The organism is Thiomicrorhabdus chilensis DSM 12352, from assembly GCF_000483485.1.
Taxonomy (GTDB): Bacteria; Pseudomonadota; Gammaproteobacteria; order Thiomicrospirales; family Thiomicrospiraceae; genus Thiomicrorhabdus; species Thiomicrorhabdus chilensis.
In genome coordinates this window covers 1,715,463-1,736,782 of the sequence record NZ_KI519609.1, presented here as the reverse complement: position 1 = coordinate 1,736,782, position 21,320 = coordinate 1,715,463, and the positions used below count along the sequence as shown (strand labels likewise).

General features: G+C 46.6%; 22 protein-coding genes and 1 tRNA gene. 22 read left to right on the top strand and 1 reads right to left on the bottom strand.

Annotation, left to right across the window (positions count from 1 at the left end; translation table 11 throughout):
- Positions 1-6: 6 nt before the first annotated feature.
- From B076_RS0108320 to B076_RS0108310, 3 genes are all read left to right on the top strand, one after another.
- Positions 7-564 carry an SPOR domain-containing protein gene (locus tag B076_RS0108320; protein ID WP_028486896.1) on the top strand — a complete coding sequence of 186 codons (558 nt, stop codon included), beginning with the start codon at positions 7-9 and terminating at the stop codon, positions 562-564.
- Between the two features lie 62 nt (positions 565-626).
- Entirely contained in the window at positions 627-2,144 is a 1,518-nt protein-coding gene (gene purF, locus B076_RS0108315) for an amidophosphoribosyltransferase (RefSeq protein ID WP_028486895.1), read from the top strand.
- Positions 2,145-2,174: 30 nt separating this feature from the next.
- Positions 2,175-3,353: an O-succinylhomoserine sulfhydrylase gene (locus B076_RS0108310; RefSeq protein ID WP_028486894.1), complete on the top strand. Its 1,179-nt coding sequence runs from the start codon at positions 2,175-2,177 to the stop codon at positions 3,351-3,353.
- A gap of 72 nt (positions 3,354-3,425) precedes the next feature.
- Here the strand turns inward: B076_RS0108310 and yhbY are convergent, their stop codons facing one another.
- Positions 3,426-3,734, bottom strand: a complete 309-nt coding sequence (gene yhbY, locus B076_RS0108305; protein ID WP_028486893.1) for a ribosome assembly RNA-binding protein YhbY — start codon at positions 3,732-3,734, stop codon at positions 3,426-3,428.
- A 60-nt stretch (positions 3,735-3,794) separates the two neighbouring features.
- On the opposite strand from yhbY, the gene rlmE reads away from it, so the two are divergent.
- The 19 genes from rlmE to nuoL all read left to right on the top strand — a co-directional run bounded on the left by rlmE (position 3,795) and on the right by nuoL (position 21,298).
- The gene (rlmE, locus tag B076_RS0108300; RefSeq protein WP_028486892.1) at positions 3,795-4,412 is read left to right on the top strand and encodes a 23S rRNA (uridine(2552)-2'-O)-methyltransferase RlmE; all 618 of its coding nucleotides are present in this window, start codon (positions 3,795-3,797) and stop codon (positions 4,410-4,412) included.
- A gap of 99 nt (positions 4,413-4,511) precedes the next feature.
- Positions 4,512-6,476, top strand: a complete 1,965-nt coding sequence (gene ftsH, locus B076_RS0108295; protein ID WP_028486891.1) for an ATP-dependent zinc metalloprotease FtsH — start codon at positions 4,512-4,514, stop codon at positions 6,474-6,476.
- 60 nt (positions 6,477-6,536) lie between these two features.
- Positions 6,537-7,388 carry a dihydropteroate synthase gene (gene folP, locus B076_RS0108290; protein ID WP_084205738.1) on the top strand — a complete coding sequence of 284 codons (852 nt, stop codon included), beginning with the start codon at positions 6,537-6,539 and terminating at the stop codon, positions 7,386-7,388.
- A gap of 23 nt (positions 7,389-7,411) precedes the next feature.
- Positions 7,412-8,743 carry a phosphoglucosamine mutase gene (gene glmM / locus B076_RS0108285; protein WP_028486889.1) on the top strand — a complete coding sequence of 444 codons (1,332 nt, stop codon included), beginning with the start codon at positions 7,412-7,414 and terminating at the stop codon, positions 8,741-8,743.
- Between the two features lie 68 nt (positions 8,744-8,811).
- On the top strand, positions 8,812-9,567 hold the full coding sequence (tpiA, locus tag B076_RS0108280; RefSeq protein WP_028486888.1) for a triose-phosphate isomerase: 756 nt from the start codon (positions 8,812-8,814) through the stop codon (positions 9,565-9,567).
- 2 nt (positions 9,568-9,569) lie between these two features.
- Positions 9,570-9,893, top strand: a complete 324-nt coding sequence (secG, locus tag B076_RS0108275; protein WP_028486887.1) for a preprotein translocase subunit SecG — start codon at positions 9,570-9,572, stop codon at positions 9,891-9,893.
- A gap of 10 nt (positions 9,894-9,903) precedes the next feature.
- Positions 9,904-9,988 (top strand) — tRNA-Leu (locus B076_RS0108270).
- A gap of 65 nt (positions 9,989-10,053) precedes the next feature.
- Positions 10,054-10,410 (top strand): NADH-quinone oxidoreductase subunit A, encoded by a 357-nt coding sequence (locus tag B076_RS0108265; RefSeq protein ID WP_028486886.1) that lies wholly within the window; start codon positions 10,054-10,056, stop codon positions 10,408-10,410.
- Positions 10,401-10,877, top strand: a complete 477-nt coding sequence (locus tag B076_RS0108260) for a NuoB/complex I 20 kDa subunit family protein (RefSeq protein ID WP_011370241.1) — start codon at positions 10,401-10,403, stop codon at positions 10,875-10,877. The genes B076_RS0108265 and B076_RS0108260 overlap by 10 nt, the downstream gene beginning before the upstream one ends.
- Before the next feature lie 19 nt (positions 10,878-10,896).
- Positions 10,897-11,568: an NADH-quinone oxidoreductase subunit C gene (locus tag B076_RS0108255; RefSeq protein WP_028486885.1), complete on the top strand. Its 672-nt coding sequence runs from the start codon at positions 10,897-10,899 to the stop codon at positions 11,566-11,568.
- Between the two features lie 14 nt (positions 11,569-11,582).
- Positions 11,583-12,836: an NADH-quinone oxidoreductase subunit D gene (locus B076_RS0108250; RefSeq protein WP_028486884.1), complete on the top strand. Its 1,254-nt coding sequence runs from the start codon at positions 11,583-11,585 to the stop codon at positions 12,834-12,836.
- Positions 12,833-13,333: an NADH-quinone oxidoreductase subunit NuoE gene (gene nuoE, locus B076_RS0108245; protein WP_028486883.1), complete on the top strand. Its 501-nt coding sequence runs from the start codon at positions 12,833-12,835 to the stop codon at positions 13,331-13,333. The genes B076_RS0108250 and nuoE overlap by 4 nt, the downstream gene beginning before the upstream one ends.
- Before the next feature lie 5 nt (positions 13,334-13,338).
- Entirely contained in the window at positions 13,339-14,619 is a 1,281-nt protein-coding gene (gene nuoF / locus B076_RS0108240) for an NADH-quinone oxidoreductase subunit NuoF (RefSeq protein WP_028486882.1), read from the top strand.
- A 56-nt stretch (positions 14,620-14,675) separates the two neighbouring features.
- Positions 14,676-16,787 carry an NADH-quinone oxidoreductase subunit NuoG gene (gene nuoG, locus B076_RS0108235; RefSeq protein WP_028486881.1) on the top strand — a complete coding sequence of 704 codons (2,112 nt, stop codon included), beginning with the start codon at positions 14,676-14,678 and terminating at the stop codon, positions 16,785-16,787.
- 5 nt (positions 16,788-16,792) lie between these two features.
- Positions 16,793-17,854, top strand: a complete 1,062-nt coding sequence (gene nuoH, locus B076_RS0108230) for an NADH-quinone oxidoreductase subunit NuoH (protein ID WP_028486880.1) — start codon at positions 16,793-16,795, stop codon at positions 17,852-17,854.
- Between the two features lie 12 nt (positions 17,855-17,866).
- A complete protein-coding gene (gene nuoI / locus B076_RS0108225) occupies positions 17,867-18,358 on the top strand; it encodes an NADH-quinone oxidoreductase subunit NuoI (RefSeq protein ID WP_028486879.1) in 492 nt (163 codons plus the stop codon).
- A gap of 16 nt (positions 18,359-18,374) precedes the next feature.
- The gene (locus B076_RS0108220; protein ID WP_028486878.1) at positions 18,375-19,016 is read left to right on the top strand and encodes an NADH-quinone oxidoreductase subunit J; all 642 of its coding nucleotides are present in this window, start codon (positions 18,375-18,377) and stop codon (positions 19,014-19,016) included.
- Positions 19,013-19,318: an NADH-quinone oxidoreductase subunit NuoK gene (nuoK, locus tag B076_RS0108215; protein ID WP_028486877.1), complete on the top strand. Its 306-nt coding sequence runs from the start codon at positions 19,013-19,015 to the stop codon at positions 19,316-19,318. Before B076_RS0108220 ends, nuoK begins: the two co-directional genes overlap by 4 nt.
- 6 nt (positions 19,319-19,324) lie before the next feature.
- Positions 19,325-21,298 carry an NADH-quinone oxidoreductase subunit L gene (gene nuoL / locus B076_RS0108210; protein ID WP_028486876.1) on the top strand — a complete coding sequence of 658 codons (1,974 nt, stop codon included), beginning with the start codon at positions 19,325-19,327 and terminating at the stop codon, positions 21,296-21,298.
- Positions 21,299-21,320 lie beyond the last annotated feature (22 nt).

Below are 21,320 nucleotides of genomic sequence, written 5' to 3'. Positions count from 1 at the left end.
GAGACTATGGACGAAGTAAGCAAGTTTCGATTAATTGGTGCGGCGATCTGGTTGTCTTTATTGATTTTAATTGTGCCCGGGTGGTACAGCAATCCGGTCAATTTTCAGCCGGAAGGGGCTCGCTCAGATACGGTAGAACAGTCGGTGCCGCTTGTGCAGCAGGCGTATGTGCTTCCAGGCAAGGGCCGGGAAGAAAAAGCAGCCGAGCCAATCCAGTCGCCACAAGCCTCGGCTGTTGCCCCGGCTGTGAAGACGGAATCGGAGCAGGCAGAGGGAATGGCCACGATTGAGAAGGGTCAGCAGGCCGCTGCGGTTCAATCCGGTGAATCCGAGCCAAAATCGCAATGGCTGCTTAAGGTGGCGGCTTATAAAAAACTCAGCAACGCCAATAAGGTACTGGGGATGCTGGATCGCGACTATGAGGTTTGGATAAAGGAATTTCCGGTGAGCAAAACCTTTTCGGTTCGAACCGGGCCCTATGACTCCAGAGAGGCCGCATTAAGAGATAAACAGAAAATAGATCGGGCTTTGCATACCCAATCGCAAATAGTACAGGTAAAATAGTCGTCTCAAACCGCGATTATTTAAGTTTTGAACGTTTAATTGATTATAAAGAGAGTGACCCTATGTGTGGTATTGTTGGGATAGTTTCTGTTGGTGACAGCGCCGTTTGCCAAGAGATATATGACGCCTTAACCATTTTGCAGCATCGTGGACAGGATGCCGCCGGTATTGTGACCTGTGAAAACGGGCGTTTTTACCAGCGAAAAGACAACGGAATGGTTAAGGATGTGTTCCGCACTCGACACATGCGCGACCTGCATGGAAAAATGGGAATCGGGCACGTACGTTATCCAACCGCGGGGTCTTCTTCAAGTGCTGAAGCCCAGCCTTTTTATGTAAACTCTCCTTATGGTATTGCAATGGGCCACAACGGCAATCTGACCAATGCCGAACAGCTGGGTCAGGAAATTTACCGTCAAGACCTGCGTCATTTGAATACCAATTCCGACTCCGAAGTGCTGCTGAATGTATTTGCTCACGAATTGATGCAGCAGAAGAAACTCTTCATCGACCAGAACGATATCTTCAATGCGATTCGCAACGTCCATAAACGTGCACGCGGAGGCTATGCTGCGGTAGGTATGATTTCGACAATTGGTGTGTTCGCTTTCAGGGATCCGTTTGCATTGCGTCCGGTGGTCGTCGGTAAGCGCGTAACGGAATTTGGTACAGATTACATGATCGCTTCGGAATCGGTTGCGCTAGACGGTTCTGGCTTTACCTTGGAAAAAGATTTGGCACCTGGGGAAGCCGTGGTCATCACGGAAGATGGTCAGATTTTTTACGAGCAATGTGCTGAAAATCCACAGTATTCTCCCTGTATTTTCGAGTTTGTGTATTTTGCCCGTCCGGATTCCATGATCGATGATGTCTCGGTTTATAAGTCGCGTTTGCGCATGGGTGAGAAGTTGGCGGATAAAATTTTAAGAGAGTGGACGGATCATGACATCGATGTGGTTATGCCGATTCCGGACACCAGCCGTACTTCCGCTATAGAGTTGGCAGCTAAATTGGGTAAACCCTATCGCGAAGGCTTTATTAAAAACCGTTATATTGGTCGCACCTTTATTATGCCGGGACAACAGAAACGTAAGAAATCGGTTCGTCAGAAATTGAACCCGATTGACCTGGAGTTTGAAGGCAAGAATGTGTTGTTGGTGGATGACTCCATTGTTCGAGGCACCACCTCCGGACAGATTGTTGAAATGGCGCGTGAAGCGGGAGCCAAAAAAGTCTATTTTGCCTCCGCCGCTCCCGCAGTGCGTTTTCCGTATGTTTACGGGATCGACATGCCATCCGCTTCTGAATTGGTGGCCAATAACCGTACCACAGAAGAGATTTGCGAATTTATCGGCGCGGACAGATTGATTTATCAAGACCTGGAAGACTTGATTGAAGCGGTGGGTGCCGGGAATGAACAGATCAAGTTGTTTGATACTTCCTGTTTCAGTGGCGAGTACGTCACCGGGGACATCACACCTGAATATTTGGCCTCGATTGATAGTGCCCGCAATGACTCCGCCCAGTCAGCCAAACAAGCGACGGGGCAAGAACCGGTTGGAATCTACAACGGAAGTTAAACCGGTTTATTATTGAATTAGAGAATTTACATGCAAGAATTTGACATTGAAACCCTGGCAGTAAGAGCCGGCTACGATCAGACCGGTGAGCAGGAGAACAGCGAGGCGATTTTCCCTACTTCCAGTTTCCGTTATCACTCTGCTGCACAAGCTGCGGCACGATTCAGTGGAGAAGAGAAAGGTAATGTCTATTCTCGCTTCACTAATCCAACCGTGCGCGCTTTCGAAAATCGCTTGGCGCTGATGGAAGGTGGAGAAGCTTGTGTCGCCACCGCTTCCGGCATGTCGGCTATTCTGTCCACCTTTATGGGGCTGTTGCAGTCCGGTGATCATGTCGTTTCATCGCAGAGTATTTTTGGCACTACCAAAGTCCTTTTCAACAAGTACCTATCCAAATTTGGCGTTGAAGTGACCTTTGTTTCGCAAACCCAATCTTCTGAATGGGCCGAGGCCATTCAGCCGAATACCAAAGCGTTGTTTTTGGAAACTCCGTCAAATCCTTTGACCGAGGTGGCTGACTTGGAAGCGATTTCAAAAATTGCCAAAGACAACGACTGTGTATTAATTGTGGATAACTGTTTTTGCACTCCGATTTTACAAAGACCGCTGGAACAAGGGGCTGACATTGTCATTCATTCCGCCACCAAGTTTTTGGACGGGCAGGGGCGCGCCATAGGCGGGGCGGTAATCGGTTCAAGCGAATTGATAGAGGAGCCGGTACGCGGTTTCATGCGCACTGCCGGCCCGACGATGAGTCCTTTCAATGCGTGGATATTTTTAAAGGGATTGGAAACCTTGTCCGTAAGGATGGAAGCGCATTGCCAAAGAGCGTTTGAGTTGGCTAGCTGGCTGACTGATCATCCCGCCGTTGAGCAGGTGTTTTATCCCGGGTTGGAGAGTCATCCTCAGTATGAACTCGCTGCCAAGCAGCAAAGTGCGGGAGGAGGTCTGGTGAGTTTCCGGGTTAAAGGCTTTCAAGATCAGGCATGGAGTGTGATCGACAGTACGAAAATGCTTTCCATTACCGCTAACTTGGGGGATGTGAAAACCAGTATCACCCATCCGGCCACCACAACCCATAGTCGTGTCGACCCTCAGGAACGATTGCAAGCCGGCATTACCGATAATCTGATTCGCATTTCGGTTGGATTGGAATCGATTGAAGATATTAAAAAAGACTTGGCAAGAGGCTTGGATAGGTTGATTTGACGTTTGCCCGTTCGCTAAAGAGTCGAACGGGCAAAATCAGCAGGCCTGTTAGGGAGTGACCTGGTCTGATTTTTACTTTTTAGGTAAAGGCAGTTGGGTTTCTTCATTTTGTCGGTAAATGACAAATATTTTACCGATACTTTGAACCAGTAAGGCTCCTGTCTCTTGAATCACATGGTCGATAATGGTTTTTCGATCTTCTCTTTCGGCACTGGCGATTTTGATTTTCAGGATCTCATGGTGACTTAAGGTGCTGTCCAGTTCAGCCATAAGGCTTTCGGTCACCCCATTGGCACCGATAATGATCATCGGGTTTAATCCGTGGGCGATTCCGCGCAGGTATTTTTTTTGGTTGACGGATAGTTTTTCTGGTTGGCTCATTGAAAGTTCCAAGATTTGTTATTATTTAAATTATTCACGTATTGTAGTAGAAATTAATAGATGGCGAGAAGTAAATCGAGTTCCGGCTGGTTAAAAGAACATTTTGATGACCATTATGTGCTCAAAGCGAAGCAGGAAGGCTGGCGTTCCCGTGCAGTTTATAAGCTGCAAGAAATTGATGATAAAGATCAGCTTTTCAAGCCGGGTATGTGTGTGGTCGATTTGGGGGCCGCTCCGGGTGGTTGGTCGCAATGGACTACCCATAAGGTCGGGGCAACAGGAGAAGTGTTTGCGCTTGATATTCTTCCTGTCGAACCTTTTGCCGGCGTCACCTTTATACAGGGTGATTTTCAGGAAGAGGCCGTTTATGAGGCATTGTTGAATGCCTTAGGTGGACGTGAAGTGGATGTGGTGATGTCCGACATGGCTCCGAATATGAGTGGCAACAAGGCGATGGACATCCCGCGATCCATGTACTTGGTAGAGCTAAGTGTGGAGCTGGCCGATCAGGTTTTAAAGCCCGGAGGGGATTTGTTGATGAAGGTTTTCCAGGGTGAAGGTTATGATCAGTTATTGCAAACGCTGCGACAAAAGTACCAGAAAGTGATCACCCGAAAACCCAAGGCATCCAGACCCAGAAGCAAGGAAATTTATCTGCTTGCCAGAGGGAAAAAGTAATCATCTTGATTAATTAAATCAATCATTCATAAATATGGTTTATGAAGATTTGTGTTAAAGTAACAAAACTGTAAATTTTATGAGTACCAAGGGTAACCCATGAAGAATGATATGTTAAAAAATGTATTGATATGGACGGTTGTGGCCATGATCATGATGTCCGTATTTAATCACTTTGGTGGTAAGTCACAATCCAGTGCAACGCGTTTGGATTATTCGGATTTCATTAATCAGGTACACCAAGGACAGATCAGTAAGGTTTCTATCGAAGGCTCTACGATTCGTGGTGTCTACGTCAGCGGTGACAGCTTTACCACCTATAATCCGGGCGACCCAGGTTTGATGGGAGACCTGTTGGATAACCAGGTTAAAATCACCGCTCAACCGCCGGAAGAGCAAAGTGTATTGATGCAAATTTTCATCTCCTGGTTCCCGATGTTGTTGTTGATCGCGGTGTGGATTTTCTTTATGCGCTCTGTCGGCGGTGGCATGGGCGGCAAAGGTGGCCCTATGTCATTCGGTAAAAGCAAGGCCCGAATGCTCACCAGTGACCAAGTTAAAGTGACTTTGGATGATGTCGCTGGTGCTGATGAAGCCAAGCAAGAAGTGGGTGAGATTGTCGATTTCCTGAAAGATCCGACAAAATATCAAAACCTGGGAGGAAATATTCCGCGCGGTGTGTTGATGGTCGGTCCTCCGGGTACGGGTAAAACCCTCTTGGCGAAGGCGATTGCCGGTGAAGCTCAAGTTCCGTTCTTCACTATTTCCGGTTCAGACTTTGTAGAGATGTTTGTCGGGGTCGGGGCTTCCCGAGTACGAGATATGTTCGAGCAAGCTAAAGCGCATGCACCCTGCATTATCTTTATCGATGAGATTGATGCGGTCGGTCGCAGTCGTGGTGCTGGTATGGGTGGCGGAAACGACGAGCGTGAACAGACACTTAACCAGATGTTGGTCGAGATGGACGGCTTTGAGGGCAATGAAGGGGTGATTGTCATTGCCGCGACAAACCGTGCGGATGTCTTGGACCCTGCGTTGTTGCGTCCGGGTCGATTTGACCGTCAGGTGACGGTTGGTTTGCCTGATATTCGTGGCCGCGAGCAGATTTTAAAGGTGCATATCCGTAAAGTGCCCGTTGCGGATGATGTCAATCCTGCTGTGATTGCCCGCGGTACGCCTGGTTTTTCAGGTGCCGACTTGGCCAATCTGGTAAACGAAGCAGCATTGTTTGCGGCTCGTAATAACGAGAAGCTGGTTACCCAGGCGGATTTCGAGAAAGCCAAAGACAAAATCATTATGGGTGTTGAGCGTAAAAGCATGGTCATGAGCGAAAAAGAGCGCAGAATGACGGCCTACCATGAAGCTGGACATGCCATTGTCGGCTATTTGGTACCTGAGCACGACCCTGTTTATAAGGTCAGCATTATGCCGCGCGGACGTGCATTGGGTGTGACTATGTATCTGCCAGAAGAGGACAGTTACAGCTACAGCAAGCGTAAATTAGAAAGCCAGCTGTCCAGTTTATACGGTGGGCGTATCGCCGAAGAGCAGATATATGGTCCTGACTCTGTAACGACAGGGGCGAGTAACGATATTGAAAGAGCGACTATGTTGGCTCGTAATATGGTCACCAAGTGGGGCTTGTCCGACAAGCTGGGGCCTCTTATGTATGAAGAGGACGATAATGGCAGTTTTATGGGTACGTCTCGAAACGCCAATGTGTCAGGTGAGATATCGAAAGAGATTGATATGGAGATTCGTGCCATCATTGACCGAAACTATCAGCGTGCTGAGCAGATATTGAAAGATAATGCCGATAAGCTTGAAGTGATGACTGAGGCATTGATGCAGTATGAGACCATCGATTCCGATCAAATCAAAAACATCATGGAAGGTTTGCCACCGGGCGAACCGAAGGGTTGGACTTCGAGTGATGATGGAGCCGACAGTTCTTCTGGCGATGTTTCCGCTCAAAGCCAATCTGGTGACAAAACCGATGAGGTTTCAGATGATCTGAGCGGCGAAGTTGCCGCGCCGGATGATGGTGAGCCTAAGTTGCATTAAGTTTCTTAATCACCCTTTAAAGCCCCTTTAATGGGGTTTTTTTATGCAATGAGGTAAATAATGAATAAGTTGCGGGCTTTAATGCTGGCTCAGGCAGGTCAGCAAATTCCTGTTCCATTGGTGATGGGGATTCTTAATGTGACGCCGGATTCATTCTCTGACGGGGGGCGTTTGCAAACCGATGAAGCGGTTAGGAATCAGGTCAGAGAAATGGTTAAGGCTGGAGTCGATATTATTGATATCGGAGGTGAATCGACTAGGCCTGGAGCCTTGCCGGTCTCACTTGATGAGGAATTAAGCCGGGTTCTGCCGGCTATTGACTGGGTAAGGTCGGAATCCGATGTTGCCATTTCGGTTGATACCTATAAGCCGGAGGTCATGTCCGCGGCAATCGCAAAAAATGTCGACCTAATCAATGACGTTAATGCGTTACAATGCCCGGGTGCGCTGGAAGTGGTCGCGAATTCAGACGTCAGTGTCTGTTTAATGCATAAACAAGGCGAGCCTCGGACCATGCAGGAGAATCCTGTTTATGAAGAGGGGGTTGTGCCTTCTGTTTTGACATTTTTGCAGCGCAGAGTGGCCGCCTGTAAAGCTGTCGGGATGACCGAAGATAGAATTATCCTGGATCCAGGGTTTGGCTTTGGTAAGAGTTTAAAGGATAATGTTGGCCTGTTTCATCAATTGGAGCAGATTGTTGCTCTGTCTTACCCACTGCTTGTCGGAGTTTCTCGAAAAGGAATGATTGGCAGTTTGGCTGGCGATGTAGCGGTTGAGCAGCGCATGGTGGGCAGTGTGGCCGCCGCGATTGTTGCGGCCAAAAAGGGCGCATCGATATTGCGTGTTCATGATGTTCTCGAAACAAAACAGGCTTTGTTGGTGGCTCAAAACCTTTGGGGTAAGGATAGCTAGTGTGTTAAAGGCGTTAAAATAGAATGCAAAAAAAATATTTCGGTACCGACGGGATTCGTAATCGTGTTGGAAGTGGCATGATTCGTCCGGATCAAATTTTAAAGCTTGGCTGGGCGACTGGAAAAGTTTTGAAGGCGCGCGGTGAGTCCAAAGTCATGATTGGCAAGGATACCCGCATTTCCGGCTATATGTTTGAATCCGCTCTTGAGGCTGGATTTATTTCAGCGGGAGTGGATGTGATGCTGCTGGGTCCGATGCCGACCCCCGCCATTGCTTATCTGACTCAGACATTTCATGCGGATGCCGGGATTGTGATCAGTGCCTCACATAACCCACATCATGATAATGGGATTAAGTTTTTTTCTTCCAAGGGAAGGAAAATTTCCGATGAGGTGGAGCTTGAAATAGAGGCGCTATTCGAAGGTGATCTCGAGGTAGCGCCTTCTGAATTATTGGGCAAAGCGAAACGAATTGAGGATGCGGCGGGTCGTTATATTGAGTTTTGTAAAAGTACCTATGATGCAAAACAAAAACTGGATGGGCTTAATATTGTGTTGGATTGCGCAAATGGCGCGACCTATCATATTGCTCCCAGTGTGTTTGAGGAATTGGGAGCGAATGTTTCAACCATAGGTGACAAGCCGGACGGTATTAATATCAATCAGGCGTGTGGTGCGACTTCTCTCAAAGCGCTGCAGCTTAAGGTTTTAGAGTTGGGCGCTGATCTGGGTATTGCCTTTGATGGTGATGGTGACCGCGTCATGATGGTTGACCACAAAGGAGAGGTGGTTGACGGTGATGAAATTCTCTATATCCTTGCGGTGGGTTCAAAAACTCCCGTAGCGGGAGTGGTTGGAACGGTTATGTCCAACTTGGGGTTGGAGTTGGCTTTGAAAAATCAGGGAATCCAGTTGCAGCGGGCAGCCGTTGGTGATCGTTATGTAATGGAAAAGCTCACTAAAGCTGGCTGGAGTTTGGGAGCCGAGGCGTCTGGGCATGTATTGTGCCTGGATAAGACTACAACGGGTGATGGTATTGTAGCCGCATTACAGGTGATGAGAGTTTTGGTTGATTCTGGGCGCAACCTCCACGAAATGAAGCGCGGAATGACTAAGTTTCCAAACGTGCTTAAAAATATCAAAATTGAAAATCAGGTAAAAGACCTGCAGGCCAATTTAACCATTCAAGCCGAAATTGAAAAAGTAGAGGCAAAGCTGGGCGAAGATGGACGAGTTCTGATTCGCCCGTCGGGGACTGAGCCTTTGATTCGGGTGATGGTGGAAGGTAAAGATTTGAGCTTGGTGGAAGCGTGCGCTAATCAGCTTGCAGAGGCCGTTGAATCAGAATTTTCATGAAATTGCAATATTGTAATTCCCAAAAGAAAACGCTAATATTGTTGAAATTTTGTGTTGGAGAATAGCAGATGAGAAAGCCGTTTGTTGCAGGTAACTGGAAAATGCACGGATCTAAGGCATCCATTCTGACATTGGTGTCGGATTTGAATTCAAAGATAGCAGAGATTGGAGACGTTGATGTTGCTATCTGTCCGCCTGCTATTTACATCGATTATGTCAATCGTGTTTTAGCTGGAAACCGGATTGCCGTAGGCGCTCAAAATATGGCCGAAGAAGCTAATCAAGGGGCTTTTACCGGTGAGCAGTCTGTAGCCATGTTAAAAGACATGGATTGTAATTATGTGATTTTAGGTCATTCCGAGAGACGCGCACTTTATGGTGAAACCGATTCGCAAATTGCCACAAAAGTGGATGTGGCCTTAAAAGCAGGTGTGACTCCAATTCTATGTGTGGGTGAGACTCTGGAAGAGCGTGAATCGGGTGTGATGGAATCTGTCATTGCAACTCAGTTGGATGCGGTGCTTGATGTTGTTGGGATTGAATCGTTTGACAAGGTCGTGATTGCATATGAGCCGGTATGGGCCATTGGCACCGGTAAGACGGCCTCTCCACAACAAGCACAAGAAGTACACGCTTTTATTCGCGGCAAGCTGTCAGGTTTGAATGCGGATGTGGCGTCAAAGGTTGTTATTCAGTATGGTGGGAGCGTTAAGCCAGATAATGCAGTTGAACTGTTTGGTCAGCCTGATATCGACGGCGGACTAATTGGCGGTGCCTCACTGAATGCGAATGATTTTATTGCTATTTGTAAAGCAGCAGGCTAATTATGTTTCAAATTATTTTAGGTATTCATATTCTCATCGCAGTCATCTTGATCGTCTTGGTGCTTTTGCAGCAAGGAAAGGGTGCAGATGCCGGTGCTAATTTCGGGGGAGGGAGTTCGTCCCAGTCCGTATTTGGCAGTGGTGGTTCTGCAACCTTTTTGTCAAGATTGACGGCGATTGTCGCCACCTTGTTCTTTGTGACCAGTTTGACGCTAGCCTATATCGGCAGTCAGCAGGCTAAGGGATATCAAAGTGTGGCCAAACAACAGGTAGAAAAAGCGGCTGAAGAACAGCCTGCTACAGATGCACCGGTTGTTCCAAATTAAAACAAACAAAGCCGATGTGGTGAAATTGGTAGACACGCCATCTTGAGGGGGTGGTAGCGCAAGCTGTGCCGGTTCGAGTCCGGCCATCGGCACCATTTAACAAGCCTTTGCAGGGTTGCAAAGGCCTTTTATTAAAAACGCTAGAAGAGGTTTAGAACCAATGCTAGAAAGTTATCTTCCTGTCCTGGTCTTTGTAATACTGGGAGTGCTCTTCGGAGTCGGTCCTATTTTGGTCGGGTACTTGTTGGGTCCCCAAAAACCAGATTCAGAAAAAAACTCTCCTTACGAGTGTGGTTTTGAAGCCTTTGAAGATGCGCGTATGAAGTTCGACGTGCGCTTCTATCTGGTAGCTATTCTTTTCATTATTTTCGATCTGGAAATCGCATTCCTGTTTCCTTGGGCTGTCGTGCTTGATGAGGTAGGAACGTTTGGTTTGCTTGCTATGGGTGTTTTCCTGTCACTGCTTGTGGTTGGGTTTATCTATGAGTGGAAAAAAGGTGCATTAGAATGGGAATAGAAGGCGTTTTGAAAGAAGGGGTGGTCACCACTTCCGCGGATAAATTAATTAACTGGGCGCGTACCGGTTCATTATGGCCTATGACTTTCGGTTTGGCTTGTTGTGCTGTTGAAATGATGCACGCCGGTGCGTCACGTTATGACTTGGATCGCTTTGGGATTATTTTCAGACCGAGTCCGCGTCAATCCGATGTGATGATCGTTGCAGGCACCTTAGTCAATAAAATGGCTCCGGCATTGCGTAAAGTCTATGACCAGATGGCAGAGCCTCGTTGGGTTATCTCCATGGGTTCCTGCGCTAACGGCGGCGGCTACTACCATTATTCTTATTCCGTTGTCAGAGGGTGTGATCGCATCGTTCCCGTGGATGTTTATGTTCCAGGTTGTCCCCCGACTGCAGAAGCTTTGCTGTACGGTATTATCCAGCTTCAGAATAAAATCAAACGTACCAATACGATTGCACGTTAATCACGATAAGAAGTAAGTTATGAAACAGTCTGTATTAGATTTACAAAACAAAATTAACGATGTCTTAGGTGGTCGGGTTGTCAGCTCCAACATTGCTTTGGATGAACTGACTATCGAACTCAAACCGGATGATGCAATCGACGCCTTCACCATGCTCAGAGATGATCTTGGATTTGAACAGTTGATTGACCTGTGTGGTATCGACTACCTGGATTTTGGGCAGGCAAACTGGGAAACCATGAAAGCCGCCAATACTGGTTTCAGTCGAGGAGTTTTTGATTTTGCCGTTGAAGAGGATGAGGAAGCAAAAAATCAAGAACGTCGTTTTGCTGTTGTCTATCACTTGCTTTCCATTCAGAACAATATAAGACTACGCGTTAAGGTTTTTCCCGAATCAACACAACTTCCAACGGTAGATTCCGTGATTCAAATCTGGAGTTGTGCCAACTGGTTTGAGCGTGAAGCTTTTGACCTATTTGGGATTTTGTTTAACAACCATCCGGACTTACGCAGAATTTTGACCGATTACGGTTTCGTTGGTCATCCTTTAAGAAAAGATTTTCCGCTGACCGGCCATGTTGAAATGCGTTATGACGCTGAAAAAGGTCGTGTTGTCTATGAACCTGTATCAATCGAGAACCGTGTGAATGTTCCTCGCGTGATCCGTGAAGATGCTTCCCCCAAGGTTTAAGTAGGAGAATTATTATGCCTGAAATTCGTAACTATACGCTTAACTTTGGACCTCAGCATCCTTCCGCACATGGTGTACTTCGTCTGGTGCTGGAACTGGACGGTGAAACGATTGTCCGTGCCGATCCGCACATAGGGTTATTGCATCGCGGTACTGAAAAATTGGCTGAATTCAAGCCCTACAACCAGTCTATTGGTTATATGGATCGCTTGGATTACGTCTCCATGATGGCCAACGAGCACGCTTATGTCATGGCGATCGAAAAAATGTTGGATCTAGAAGTGCCTGAACGTGCCCAGTATATTCGTGTGATGTTTGACGAAATCACGCGAATTCTGAACCACTTGATGTGGCTAGGTGCTCACGCGCTCGATATTGGTGCTATGACAGTCTTTTTGTATGCATTCCGTGAACGTGAAGATTTAATGGATTGTTATGAAGCCGTATCCGGCGCACGTATGCACGCCACTTATTACCGTCCAGGTGGGGTTTACCGTGATTTGCCGGAAACCATGGCTAAGTACTCAGAATCAAAGTGGCACTCAGGTAAGAAACTAGACAAGTTGAATGAGACCCGTGAAGGTTCTTTGTTGGATTTCATTGAAGCCTTCACTGAGCGTTTTCCAGGTTATGTCGATGAATATGAGACCCTGTTGACAGACAACCGAATCTGGAAGCAGCGTACCGTTGATATCGGTATTGTCTCTCCTGAAAGAGCCTTGCAGCTTGGCTTTACTGGGCCGATGTTGCGCGGTTCCGGCATCGAGTGGGATTTGCGTAAAAAGCAACCTTATGAAGTGTATGACAAACTGGATTTCGATATTCCGGTTGGTTCAACTGGGGATACTTATGACCGCTATCTGGTACGTGTCGCAGAGATGCGCGAGTCCAACAAAATTATTAAGCAGTGTGTCAAGTGGCTTAAGGAAAACCCGGGGCCGGTGATTGCGGATGACCATAAGGTGACACCGCCATCACGTGAAGATGCAAAGTCCAACATGGAAGCGTTGATTCATCACTTCAAGCTGTTTACTGAGGGTTACACGATTCCTACGAATGAAGCTTACTCTGCCGTTGAACACCCAAAAGGTGAATTTGGCATTTATATGGTATCTGATGGTGCGAACAAACCCTACCGCATGAAAGTCAGAGCACCAGGATTTGCGCATTTAGCGTCGTTAGAGGAGATGACAAAAGGGCATATGATCGCCGATGTTGTTTCCATAATTGGAACGCAAGATATTGTATTTGGAGAAGTTGACCGATGAGTTCAACCGCTAAAAACACCAAAATAATCACTGGAGACGTTAAGTCTCGTATTGACCGTTGGATTTCCAATTATCCTGCCGATCAAAGACAGTCTGCCGTTATGCCGGCTTTACGCATTGTGCAGGAAGTCAGTGGCGGTTACTTGACAACGGAGTTGATGGACGAGATAGCAGATTATCTTGAAATGCCTCCGATTGCGGTTTATGAAGTGGCGACCTTTTACGGTAACTATGAACATCAGCCTGTCGGCGAGTTTAAGTTCTGTGTTTGTAACAGCATCTCTTGCATGTTACGCGGTAAGGACGACATCATCGCCTATCTTGAAAAGCGCTTGGGCGTCAAAGTAGGTGAAGTCACGCCGGATGGTAAATTCTCCATCAAGAAAGTCGAGTGTTTGGGCGCGTGTGGCGGAGCTCCAATGATGCAGTTAGGTAAGGATTACCACGAAAACCTGACTGAAGAATATCTAGATAAACTGATTACTGAGTTGGAGTAAACGTTATGATGCCGCAAAATGAATGCTGTTACCGTTTAAACCACTTGGACCGTTCATGGGACATTGATGTCTACATGGCCAACGGTGGTTATGAAATTTGGAAAAAAGTCCTTGCCGGAGAACTGGACCCGCAAGAGATCATCGAAGAAGTGAAAACGTCAGGTATCCGTGGCCGTGGTGGTGCCGGATTCCCGACTGGTCTTAAGTGGAGTTTTATGAATCGTTTGGCTCCAGGCGATAAGTACATACTCTGTAATTCTGATGAAGGCGAACCCGGTACCTTTAAAGATCGCGATATCATGCGCTATAACCCGCATCAGTTGGTTGAGGGTATGATGATCGCCGGTTACGTGATTGGTGCAACCGCAGGGTACAACTACATTCGCGGTGAGTTCTGGGAACCATACAAGCGTTTTGACAACGCCATCAATCAAGCACGTGAAGCAGGCCTGTTAGGAAAGAACATTCTAGGATCTGGCTTTGACTTTGATTTATATACGCATTTAGGTGCAGGGGCTTATATTTGTGGTGAAGAAACCGCTTTAGTCGAGTCGATTGAAGGTAAAAAAGGTCAGCCACGTTTCAAGCCGCCGTTTCCTGCCAGTTACGGTCTTTATGGTAAGCCCACTACCATCAACAACACGGAAACCCTGGCTTCCATTCCTATGATTTTGGCTAAAGGCGGTAAATGGTTTGCCGACTTGGGTGTTGAAAATGCCGGCGGAACAAAGTGTTATGCCGTTTCTGGCCATGTTGAAAAACCTGGCAACTTTGAGGTTCGCATGGGGACGCCGTTTAAAGACCTTTTGGATGCCGCAGGCGGTATCTGGAAAGGTCGTGAATTGAAGTGCGTGATCCCTGGTGGTGCATCTACGGCTATCTTGCCGGCTGAAAAAGCCATGGCGATGAATATGGATTACGATTCCATTGCTAAGGCGGGTTCTTTTCTTGGGGCAGGCTCGGTCATCATTATGGATGATCAAACCGATATCGTTAAGGTGATTGAAAACCTGAGCCATTTCTACTGGGATGAATCTTGCGGTCAGTGCACTCCTTGTCGTGAAGGAACAGGCTGGCTGTACCGAGTTGTCAAACGTATTCGTGAAGGCAAGGGCCGTCCAGAAGATATTGAAAGCTTGAAAAATGTGTCTGGCAAGATCATGGGGAATGTTATCTGTGGTCTTGGGGATGCCGCTACTATCGCGATGACCAGTGCTCTTGAGCATTATGAACATGAATTCAGACATTACATTGAGCACGGTTGCAGCATTTACGACCGTCAATAATCGAATCTCTTAGAGAATCTATAGATCTCAGCTAAGTTTAATTAGGTTAAAGAATTATGGTAAAAGTAGAAATTAACGGACAAATTGTCGAAGCGCGTGAGGGGGACATGTTGATAGATGTCGCTGATGAAGCGCAGATTTCAATTCCCCGTTTTTGTTACCACAAGAAGCTTTCAATTGCTGCCAACTGCCGTATGTGTTTGGTTGAAGTGGAAGGTGCGTGGAAACCACTGCCTGCTTGTGCCACCCCAGTTACCGATGGCATGAAAGTCCATACTAAATCAGCTAAAGCCATTGCAGCGCAAAAGTCGGTGATGGAGTTCTTGCTGATCAACCACCCGTTGGACTGCCCAATTTGTGACCAAGGTGGTGAGTGTGAATTGCAAGACGTGGCCATGGATTATGGTGACGACGTATCGCGATACACAGAAGCCAAACGCATCGTCGGCGATCGTGATGCCGGCTCCTTGATCCAAACGGATATGACACGCTGCATCCACTGTACACGTTGTGTGCGTTTTGGCCAAGAAGTGGCCGGAATGATGGAGTTGGGCGCGACCGGTCGCAGTGAGTGGATGGAGATCGGTACCTATATTGAAAAATCCATCACCTCCGAAATGTCAGGGAACATGATCGATTTGTGCCCGGTGGGTGCTTTGACATCAAAACCTTTCCGCTATTCCGCGCGTGCCTGGGAATTGAAGTCTCATAATGGCATCGCCCCACACGACAGCATGGGTTCCAATATTATCGTTCATTCTAAGGACGATGAAGTAAAACGAGTTGTTCCTCGAGAAAATGAATCAATCAACGAAGTATGGCTGTCCGATCGTGATCGTTTTGCCTACGAAGGCATTAACTCTTCGGAGCGTTTGACTGCCCCGCAAATCAAGCAGAATGGACACTGGATCACGGTTGACTGGGAAACTGCATTGCAATTCGTTGTGGATGGCCTTAAAGCCAAGCTCACTAATTCCGAAAAAGTGGGCGTTCTGGCTTCACCGAGCGCTACGTTGGAAGAGTTACATCTGTTGCAAAAACTCGCGCGTGGTTTGGGTGTTGAAAATATCGATCATCGACTTCGTCAAACCGATTTTTCGATGGATGTAAACGGGTATCAAACTCCGAGCCTGCAAACTTCAATTGACGCCATCGAAAAATCCGATTCAGTTTTATTGATTGGCTCTTATCTACGCAAAGAATTACCCATTTTGAACCACCGTATCCGTAAAGCAGCATTAGATAACGCTCAGGTTCATGTTGTTAACCCGATGTCGTTTGATTTCAACTATAAGTTGGCTAATGAGATCATTGCCGATCAAGACAACCTGGTTTCACAGCTGGCGGCGGTTGCAAAAGCGGCGGTTGAAATTACCAGTGAAAATGAGCAGGCCTGGTTAGACGATATCGAAGTCAGTGATGTACACCGTCAAATCGTACAATCTTTGAAAGCGGCAGATAAAGCTGAAATTATGCTCGGACAAATTGCCCAAAGCCACGCGAGTTTTGCCAGATTGCAAAAAATCGCTTCGGTCATCGCCCAAGAAACCGGTGCTACTTTGAATATCCTACCTATGGCCGCCAATGATTTAGGTGCTCATGTGGTGAATTGTTTGCCTCAAAAAGGTAAAAACGTGTCACAAATGTTGAATGACAAACTCTCCGTTTTCATCAATTATGGCATTGAACCTGAATTTGATTGCGTTGAATCACAGGCCGCACTGAATGCTATGAAACAAGCCGACTTTGTGGTCAACTTTGCGCTTTTCGATAGTGCAAGTCAACGTGAGTATGCCGATGTCTTGCTCCCGATTGCTAGTTTTGCAGAAACAGCTGGAACTTATGTGAATGCCAATGGGCTCAAGCAATCTTTTAAGATGGCGGTTGAACCTAAGGGTGAGGCTAAAGCCGGATGGAAGGTGTTGCGTGTGCTTGGAAATCTGTTCGATTTACAAGGATTCGAACAGACTCACTCCAATGAGGTTCTAGCAGAGGTGTTGGATAATGATCAGCCTCAAATCGACTTTAACGCCGTGCAAGTCGAACTTGATAATGCCGATGAGTCTTATCACATGATTTCACCTTATGCGATTGATGGAATAGTCAGACGTTCTCCGTCTCTACAGGCTACCCCAGATGCCAACGCTCAGCTGACATTAAGAGGATAATTTAGATGTTTGATGCGATCCAAGCCTTTTTATCTAGCTTTTTATATGATTGGCTGGCAATAGTCATTACTTTAGTCATTCAGGCGGTTATGGTGATATTGCCTATTATGCTGACTGTTGCCTGGTTGACCTATGCTGAACGTAAAGTGATCGGTTATATGCAGGTTCGAATGGGACCAAACCGAGTAGGGCCGGGTGGTTGGTTGCAGCCGATTGCCGATGCTTTGAAGTTGATGACCAAAGAGGTTATTTTCCCTCAGCAGTCCAATAAGTTCTTATTCATCATTGCGCCGGTACTGGCCATTGCTCCTGCGGTTGCTGTCTGGGCCGTGATTCCATTTTCACCGGAAGTGGTGGTGTCGGATATCAACGCCGGTATTTTGTATGTCTTGGCCGTATCTTCGATTTTGGTGTACGGAACCATCATTGCCGGTTGGGCTTCTAACTCCAAGTATGCGTTTTTAGGAGCCTTGCGTGGCTCCGCCCAAAAGATTTCTTATGAGATCGCCATGGGATTCGCTTTGGTGACGGTCTTGATGATTGCCGGTAGTATGAACCTGCAGGAAATTGTTGAAGGTCAGCAAGGTGGCATTCTTAACTGGTATTTGTTGCCGTTATTGCCCATGTTTGTGGTCTACTTGCTTTCCGGTTTGGCCGAAACCAACCGAACCCCGTTCGATATCATTGAGGGTGAAGCTGAAATCGTCGCTGGTTTCCATGTTGAGTACTCTGGTATGACGTTTGGTGTCTTTATGCTGGCCGAGTACGCGATGATGATTTTGATCTCTTTCATGACGGCTATCATGTTCTTGGGTGGCTGGTTATCGCCATTTGAAGGCGTGCCAGTTTTGGAAACTCTATTTGCATGGGTGCCAGCATTTGGCTGGTTGGCATTTAAAGTCAGTTTCTTACTGTTTGTATTCCTTTGGCTTCGTGCGACTTTCCCAAGATACCGTTATGACCAGCTGATGCGTTTAGGTTGGAAAGTGTTAATTCCTGTGACCATTGTTTGGGTATTTGTTGTGGGTGCCATGCAATATTTCCAATTTGGTCCTTGGTTTAATTAATTAGAGGTAGACATGGTTAAATTTATTAAACATCAAGTTAAGACCTTTGGTTTACTCGAACTCTTTAAGGGGCTTGCATTAACCGGTAAGTACCTTTTTAAAAAGAAGATCACCGTTCGTTATCCAGAGGAAAAAACACCATTATCACCTCGTTTCAGGGGGCATCACGCCTTACGTCGTTATGAGAATGGAGAAGAGCGTTGCATCGCTTGTAAGTTGTGTGAAGCGGTTTGTCCGGCTAATGCGATTACCATCGAATCTGAAGAACGTGATGATGGCTCGAGAAGAACCACGCAGTATGACATTGATATGTTCAAGTGCATCTACTGTGGTTTTTGTGAAGAGGCCTGTCCGGTTGATGCGATTGTTGAAACCCGAGTATTTGAATATGAATTCCATGAGCGTGGCCCTCATATTATGACCAAAGACAAATTATTGGCTTTTGGGGATAAACATGAAGAGCAAATTGCTGCAGACCGCGCCGCAGATGCTAAATATCGTTAATTAAAGAGATTTCAACATGACATTCGAGCAATTTATTTTTTATCTACTTGCTGCAATGGCCGTCGTCTCTGGTTTGATGGTGATTACAGTAAAAAACCCGGTTAAGGCGGCTTTGTGGTTGGTTTTAACCTTTATTACGACCGCAGCGATTTGGATCATTGCCCAAGCTGAATTTTTAGGACTGGTGCTCATATTGGTATATGTGGGAGCCGTCATGGTGTTGTTCCTGTTTGTGGTCATGATGCTGGATATCAACCTGGCTCAGCTTAAAGAGGGCTTTACACGTTATCTGCCTTTGGGAGCGATTGCAGCCGCCGCCACGTTTGGCATGATGTACATGGTGCTTGGACCGGACCATTTCGGGTTAGAAGTTACTGGAGCGCCAGTGGTGCATGATGCCGACTATAGCAACACCAAGTCTATCGGTGTTCCTCTCTACACCACTCATGCCTATGCCTTTGTTTTAGCTGCGGTACTGCTTTTAGTGGGAATCGTGGCAGCCATTGCATTGACTTTGCGCCGACGTGCACCGAAAGAAGTGCTCTATCAGAATATTGATAAGCAGGTGAAGACCCAAGCTGCGGATCGTTTGAGAATGGTGAAAATGGATTCGGTGGTCGAGAAATCGCTGCCGGTTAACGAGGAGGACAGCAAGTGATTGCTTTATCGGATTATCTTATTTTTGGTGCTGTTCTGTTTACGATCAGTATGGCGGGTATTTTCCTCAACCGGAAAAATATCATTGTCTTATTGATGTCGATTGAATTACTACTTTTAGCGGTCAACACGAATCTGGTTGCCTTTTCACATTATTTAAACGATGTGACCGGACAGATTTTCGTTTTCTTTATTTTAACGGTGGCCGCCGCTGAAGCAGCCATAGGTTTGGCCATTATTGTACTTGTGTTCCGTAACCGTAAGAGCATCAATGTCGATGATCTTGGATCACTTAAGGGGTAGTTGTTGATGTTACACTTTATTCTTACCGTAATTTTATTGTCGCCTCTTTTGGGCTCAATGATTGCTGGTTTATTCGGGCGACAAGTAGGGCGCAAAGGTGCGCATACTGTAACCATTATCGGCGTAGCCATTTCAACTGTCCTGTCAGCCTATGTATTTAGCTTGTTCGTATTGAACGGGCACGAAGCGTATAACGCCAGTTTGTATACTTGGATGGTGAGTGACGGCATTCGTTTTGAAATCGGCTTTATGATCGATGAACTGTCTGCAACGATGATGTTGGTGGTAACCTTTGTTTCGTTGATGGTGCATATCTATACCATTGGCTATATGGATCACGATGAAGATTACGACCACCATAATCCTTACTATCAGCGATTCTTCAGCTATATTTCGTTATTCACTTTTTCTATGTTGTCACTGGTTATGGCCAACAACTTCCTGCAGCTTTTCTTCGGTTGGGAAGCAGTGGGTCTGGTCTCGTACCTGTTGATCGGTTTCTATATGAAACGTGAATCGGCAATTCAGGCTAACTTGAAAGCCTTCTTGGTTAACCGTGTTGGTGATTTCGGTTTTATCCTCGGTATCGCCATGGTATTCGTTTATTTCAATACTATGGATTACAAAGAGTTTTTTGCACAGTTAACCACTCAACGTGATGTGATGATTGAAATCATTCCGGGTGTGGAATGGTCAATGATCACCTTGATGCTGATCTTGTTGTTTATCGGGGCTATGGGTAAATCGGCACAGATGCCATTGCATGTTTGGTTACCGGAATCCATGGAAGGTCCAACTCCGATTTCCGCTTTGATTCACGCGGCTACCATGGTTACAGCGGGTATCTTTATGGTGGCGCGTCTATCTCCTGCGTTCGAGTTGTCTGAAGCGGCATTAAGCTTTGTCTTGATTGTCGGGGCTTTGACCGCCTTCATGATGGGGCTGTTGGGCTTGATCCAAAACGATATTAAACGAGTGGTAGCCTATTCCACGCTTTCCCAATTGGGTTACATGACGGCTGCTTTGGGGGCATCAGCCTATGCTGCCGGTATGTTCCACGTATTGACGCACGCTTTTTTCAAAGCCTTGTTGTTCTTGGCGGCAGGTTCAGTCATTATCGCCATGCATCACAAACAAGACATCCGTGATATGGGTGGGCTTAAGAAGTACATGCCGATTACCTATGTGGCCATGTTGGTCGGATCACTTGCCTTGATTGGTTTCCCAGGATTCTCAGGATTCTTCTCCAAAGACAGTATCCTGCTTTCTCTAAACGAAAGTGAGCGTTATGGTGCGACCTTTGCCTATGTGCTTCTGATGGCGGGTGTGTTTGTTACCGCTTTCTACAGCTTCCGTATGTTCTTCTTGGTCTTCCATGGAGAAGAGAGTGAATATGTCCGCACGCATGAGATGAAAGAGTCGCCTTGGGTGGTGACGCTTCCCTTGATTTTGTTGTCAATCCCAGCCGTGTTGATGGGTCTGCCGATGATCGAATCCATGCTGGACGGTACCTACTTCGGTAGCTCTGTATTTATCTCGGCCCAGAACGATACCATGCTGGCGGTTTACAATAATTACTATAACGGTGTGCTGGATATGATTCTGCATTCGTTTGTGACCTTGCCGGTTATCCTTGCCTTGTCGGGTGTTCTGCTTGCTTGGTTTATGTACATCAAGCAGCCTAATATCCCTGGAAAACTCAAGGCACTTTGCCCTCGCGGTTTCTATGTGTTGGATAACGCTTATGGTTTCGATCGCTTAAATGAAATTGTATTCGTTGACGGTACTCGCAAGTTAGGTCAGTTCTTCAGCAAGTCTGTCGATAACAAGCTGATTGATACCGGCATGGTTATGAACACCTGCAAAACCATTTTGCATTCGGCAACCAGCCTGCGTGAAACGCAAACGGGGTACTTGTATCACTATGCGTTTGTAATGATTTTTGGCCTGCTAGCGATGCTGGTTTGGGTACTTTGGTAATTTAGAAGAATAAGAAGAGAAG

Excerpts from the sequence above, each read along its gene's own strand:
- ftsH (WP_028486891.1), top strand. The coding sequence starts at position 4,512 with ATGAAGAATGATATGTTAAAAAATGTATTGATATGGACGGTTGTGGCC.
- folP (WP_084205738.1), top strand. The coding sequence starts at position 6,537 with ATGAATAAGTTGCGGGCTTTAATGCTGGCTCAGGCAGGTCAGCAAATT.
- B076_RS0108255 (WP_028486885.1), top strand. The coding sequence starts at position 10,897 with ATGAAACAGTCTGTATTAGATTTACAAAACAAAATTAACGATGTCTTA.
- rlmE (WP_028486892.1), top strand. The coding sequence starts at position 3,795 with ATGGCGAGAAGTAAATCGAGTTCCGGCTGGTTAAAAGAACATTTTGAT.
- B076_RS0108320 (WP_028486896.1), top strand. The coding sequence starts at position 7 with ATGGACGAAGTAAGCAAGTTTCGATTAATTGGTGCGGCGATCTGGTTG.
- B076_RS0108310 (WP_028486894.1), top strand. The coding sequence starts at position 2,175 with ATGCAAGAATTTGACATTGAAACCCTGGCAGTAAGAGCCGGCTACGAT.
- nuoF (WP_028486882.1), top strand. The coding sequence starts at position 13,339 with ATGATGCCGCAAAATGAATGCTGTTACCGTTTAAACCACTTGGACCGT.
- nuoH (WP_028486880.1), top strand. The coding sequence starts at position 16,793 with ATGTTTGATGCGATCCAAGCCTTTTTATCTAGCTTTTTATATGATTGG.
- B076_RS0108260 (WP_011370241.1), top strand. The coding sequence starts at position 10,401 with ATGGGAATAGAAGGCGTTTTGAAAGAAGGGGTGGTCACCACTTCCGCG.
- nuoG (WP_028486881.1), top strand. The coding sequence starts at position 14,676 with ATGGTAAAAGTAGAAATTAACGGACAAATTGTCGAAGCGCGTGAGGGG.
- B076_RS0108220 (WP_028486878.1), top strand. The coding sequence starts at position 18,375 with ATGACATTCGAGCAATTTATTTTTTATCTACTTGCTGCAATGGCCGTC.
- nuoL (WP_028486876.1), top strand. The coding sequence starts at position 19,325 with ATGTTACACTTTATTCTTACCGTAATTTTATTGTCGCCTCTTTTGGGC.
- B076_RS0108265 (WP_028486886.1), top strand. The coding sequence starts at position 10,054 with ATGCTAGAAAGTTATCTTCCTGTCCTGGTCTTTGTAATACTGGGAGTG.
- nuoE (WP_028486883.1), top strand. The coding sequence starts at position 12,833 with ATGAGTTCAACCGCTAAAAACACCAAAATAATCACTGGAGACGTTAAG.
- secG (WP_028486887.1), top strand. The coding sequence starts at position 9,570 with ATGTTTCAAATTATTTTAGGTATTCATATTCTCATCGCAGTCATCTTG.
- glmM (WP_028486889.1), top strand. The coding sequence starts at position 7,412 with ATGCAAAAAAAATATTTCGGTACCGACGGGATTCGTAATCGTGTTGGA.
- yhbY (WP_028486893.1), bottom strand. The coding sequence starts at position 3,734 with ATGAGCCAACCAGAAAAACTATCCGTCAACCAAAAAAAATACCTGCGC.
- tpiA (WP_028486888.1), top strand. The coding sequence starts at position 8,812 with ATGAGAAAGCCGTTTGTTGCAGGTAACTGGAAAATGCACGGATCTAAG.
- purF (WP_028486895.1), top strand. The coding sequence starts at position 627 with ATGTGTGGTATTGTTGGGATAGTTTCTGTTGGTGACAGCGCCGTTTGC.
- B076_RS0108250 (WP_028486884.1), top strand. The coding sequence starts at position 11,583 with ATGCCTGAAATTCGTAACTATACGCTTAACTTTGGACCTCAGCATCCT.
- nuoI (WP_028486879.1), top strand. The coding sequence starts at position 17,867 with ATGGTTAAATTTATTAAACATCAAGTTAAGACCTTTGGTTTACTCGAA.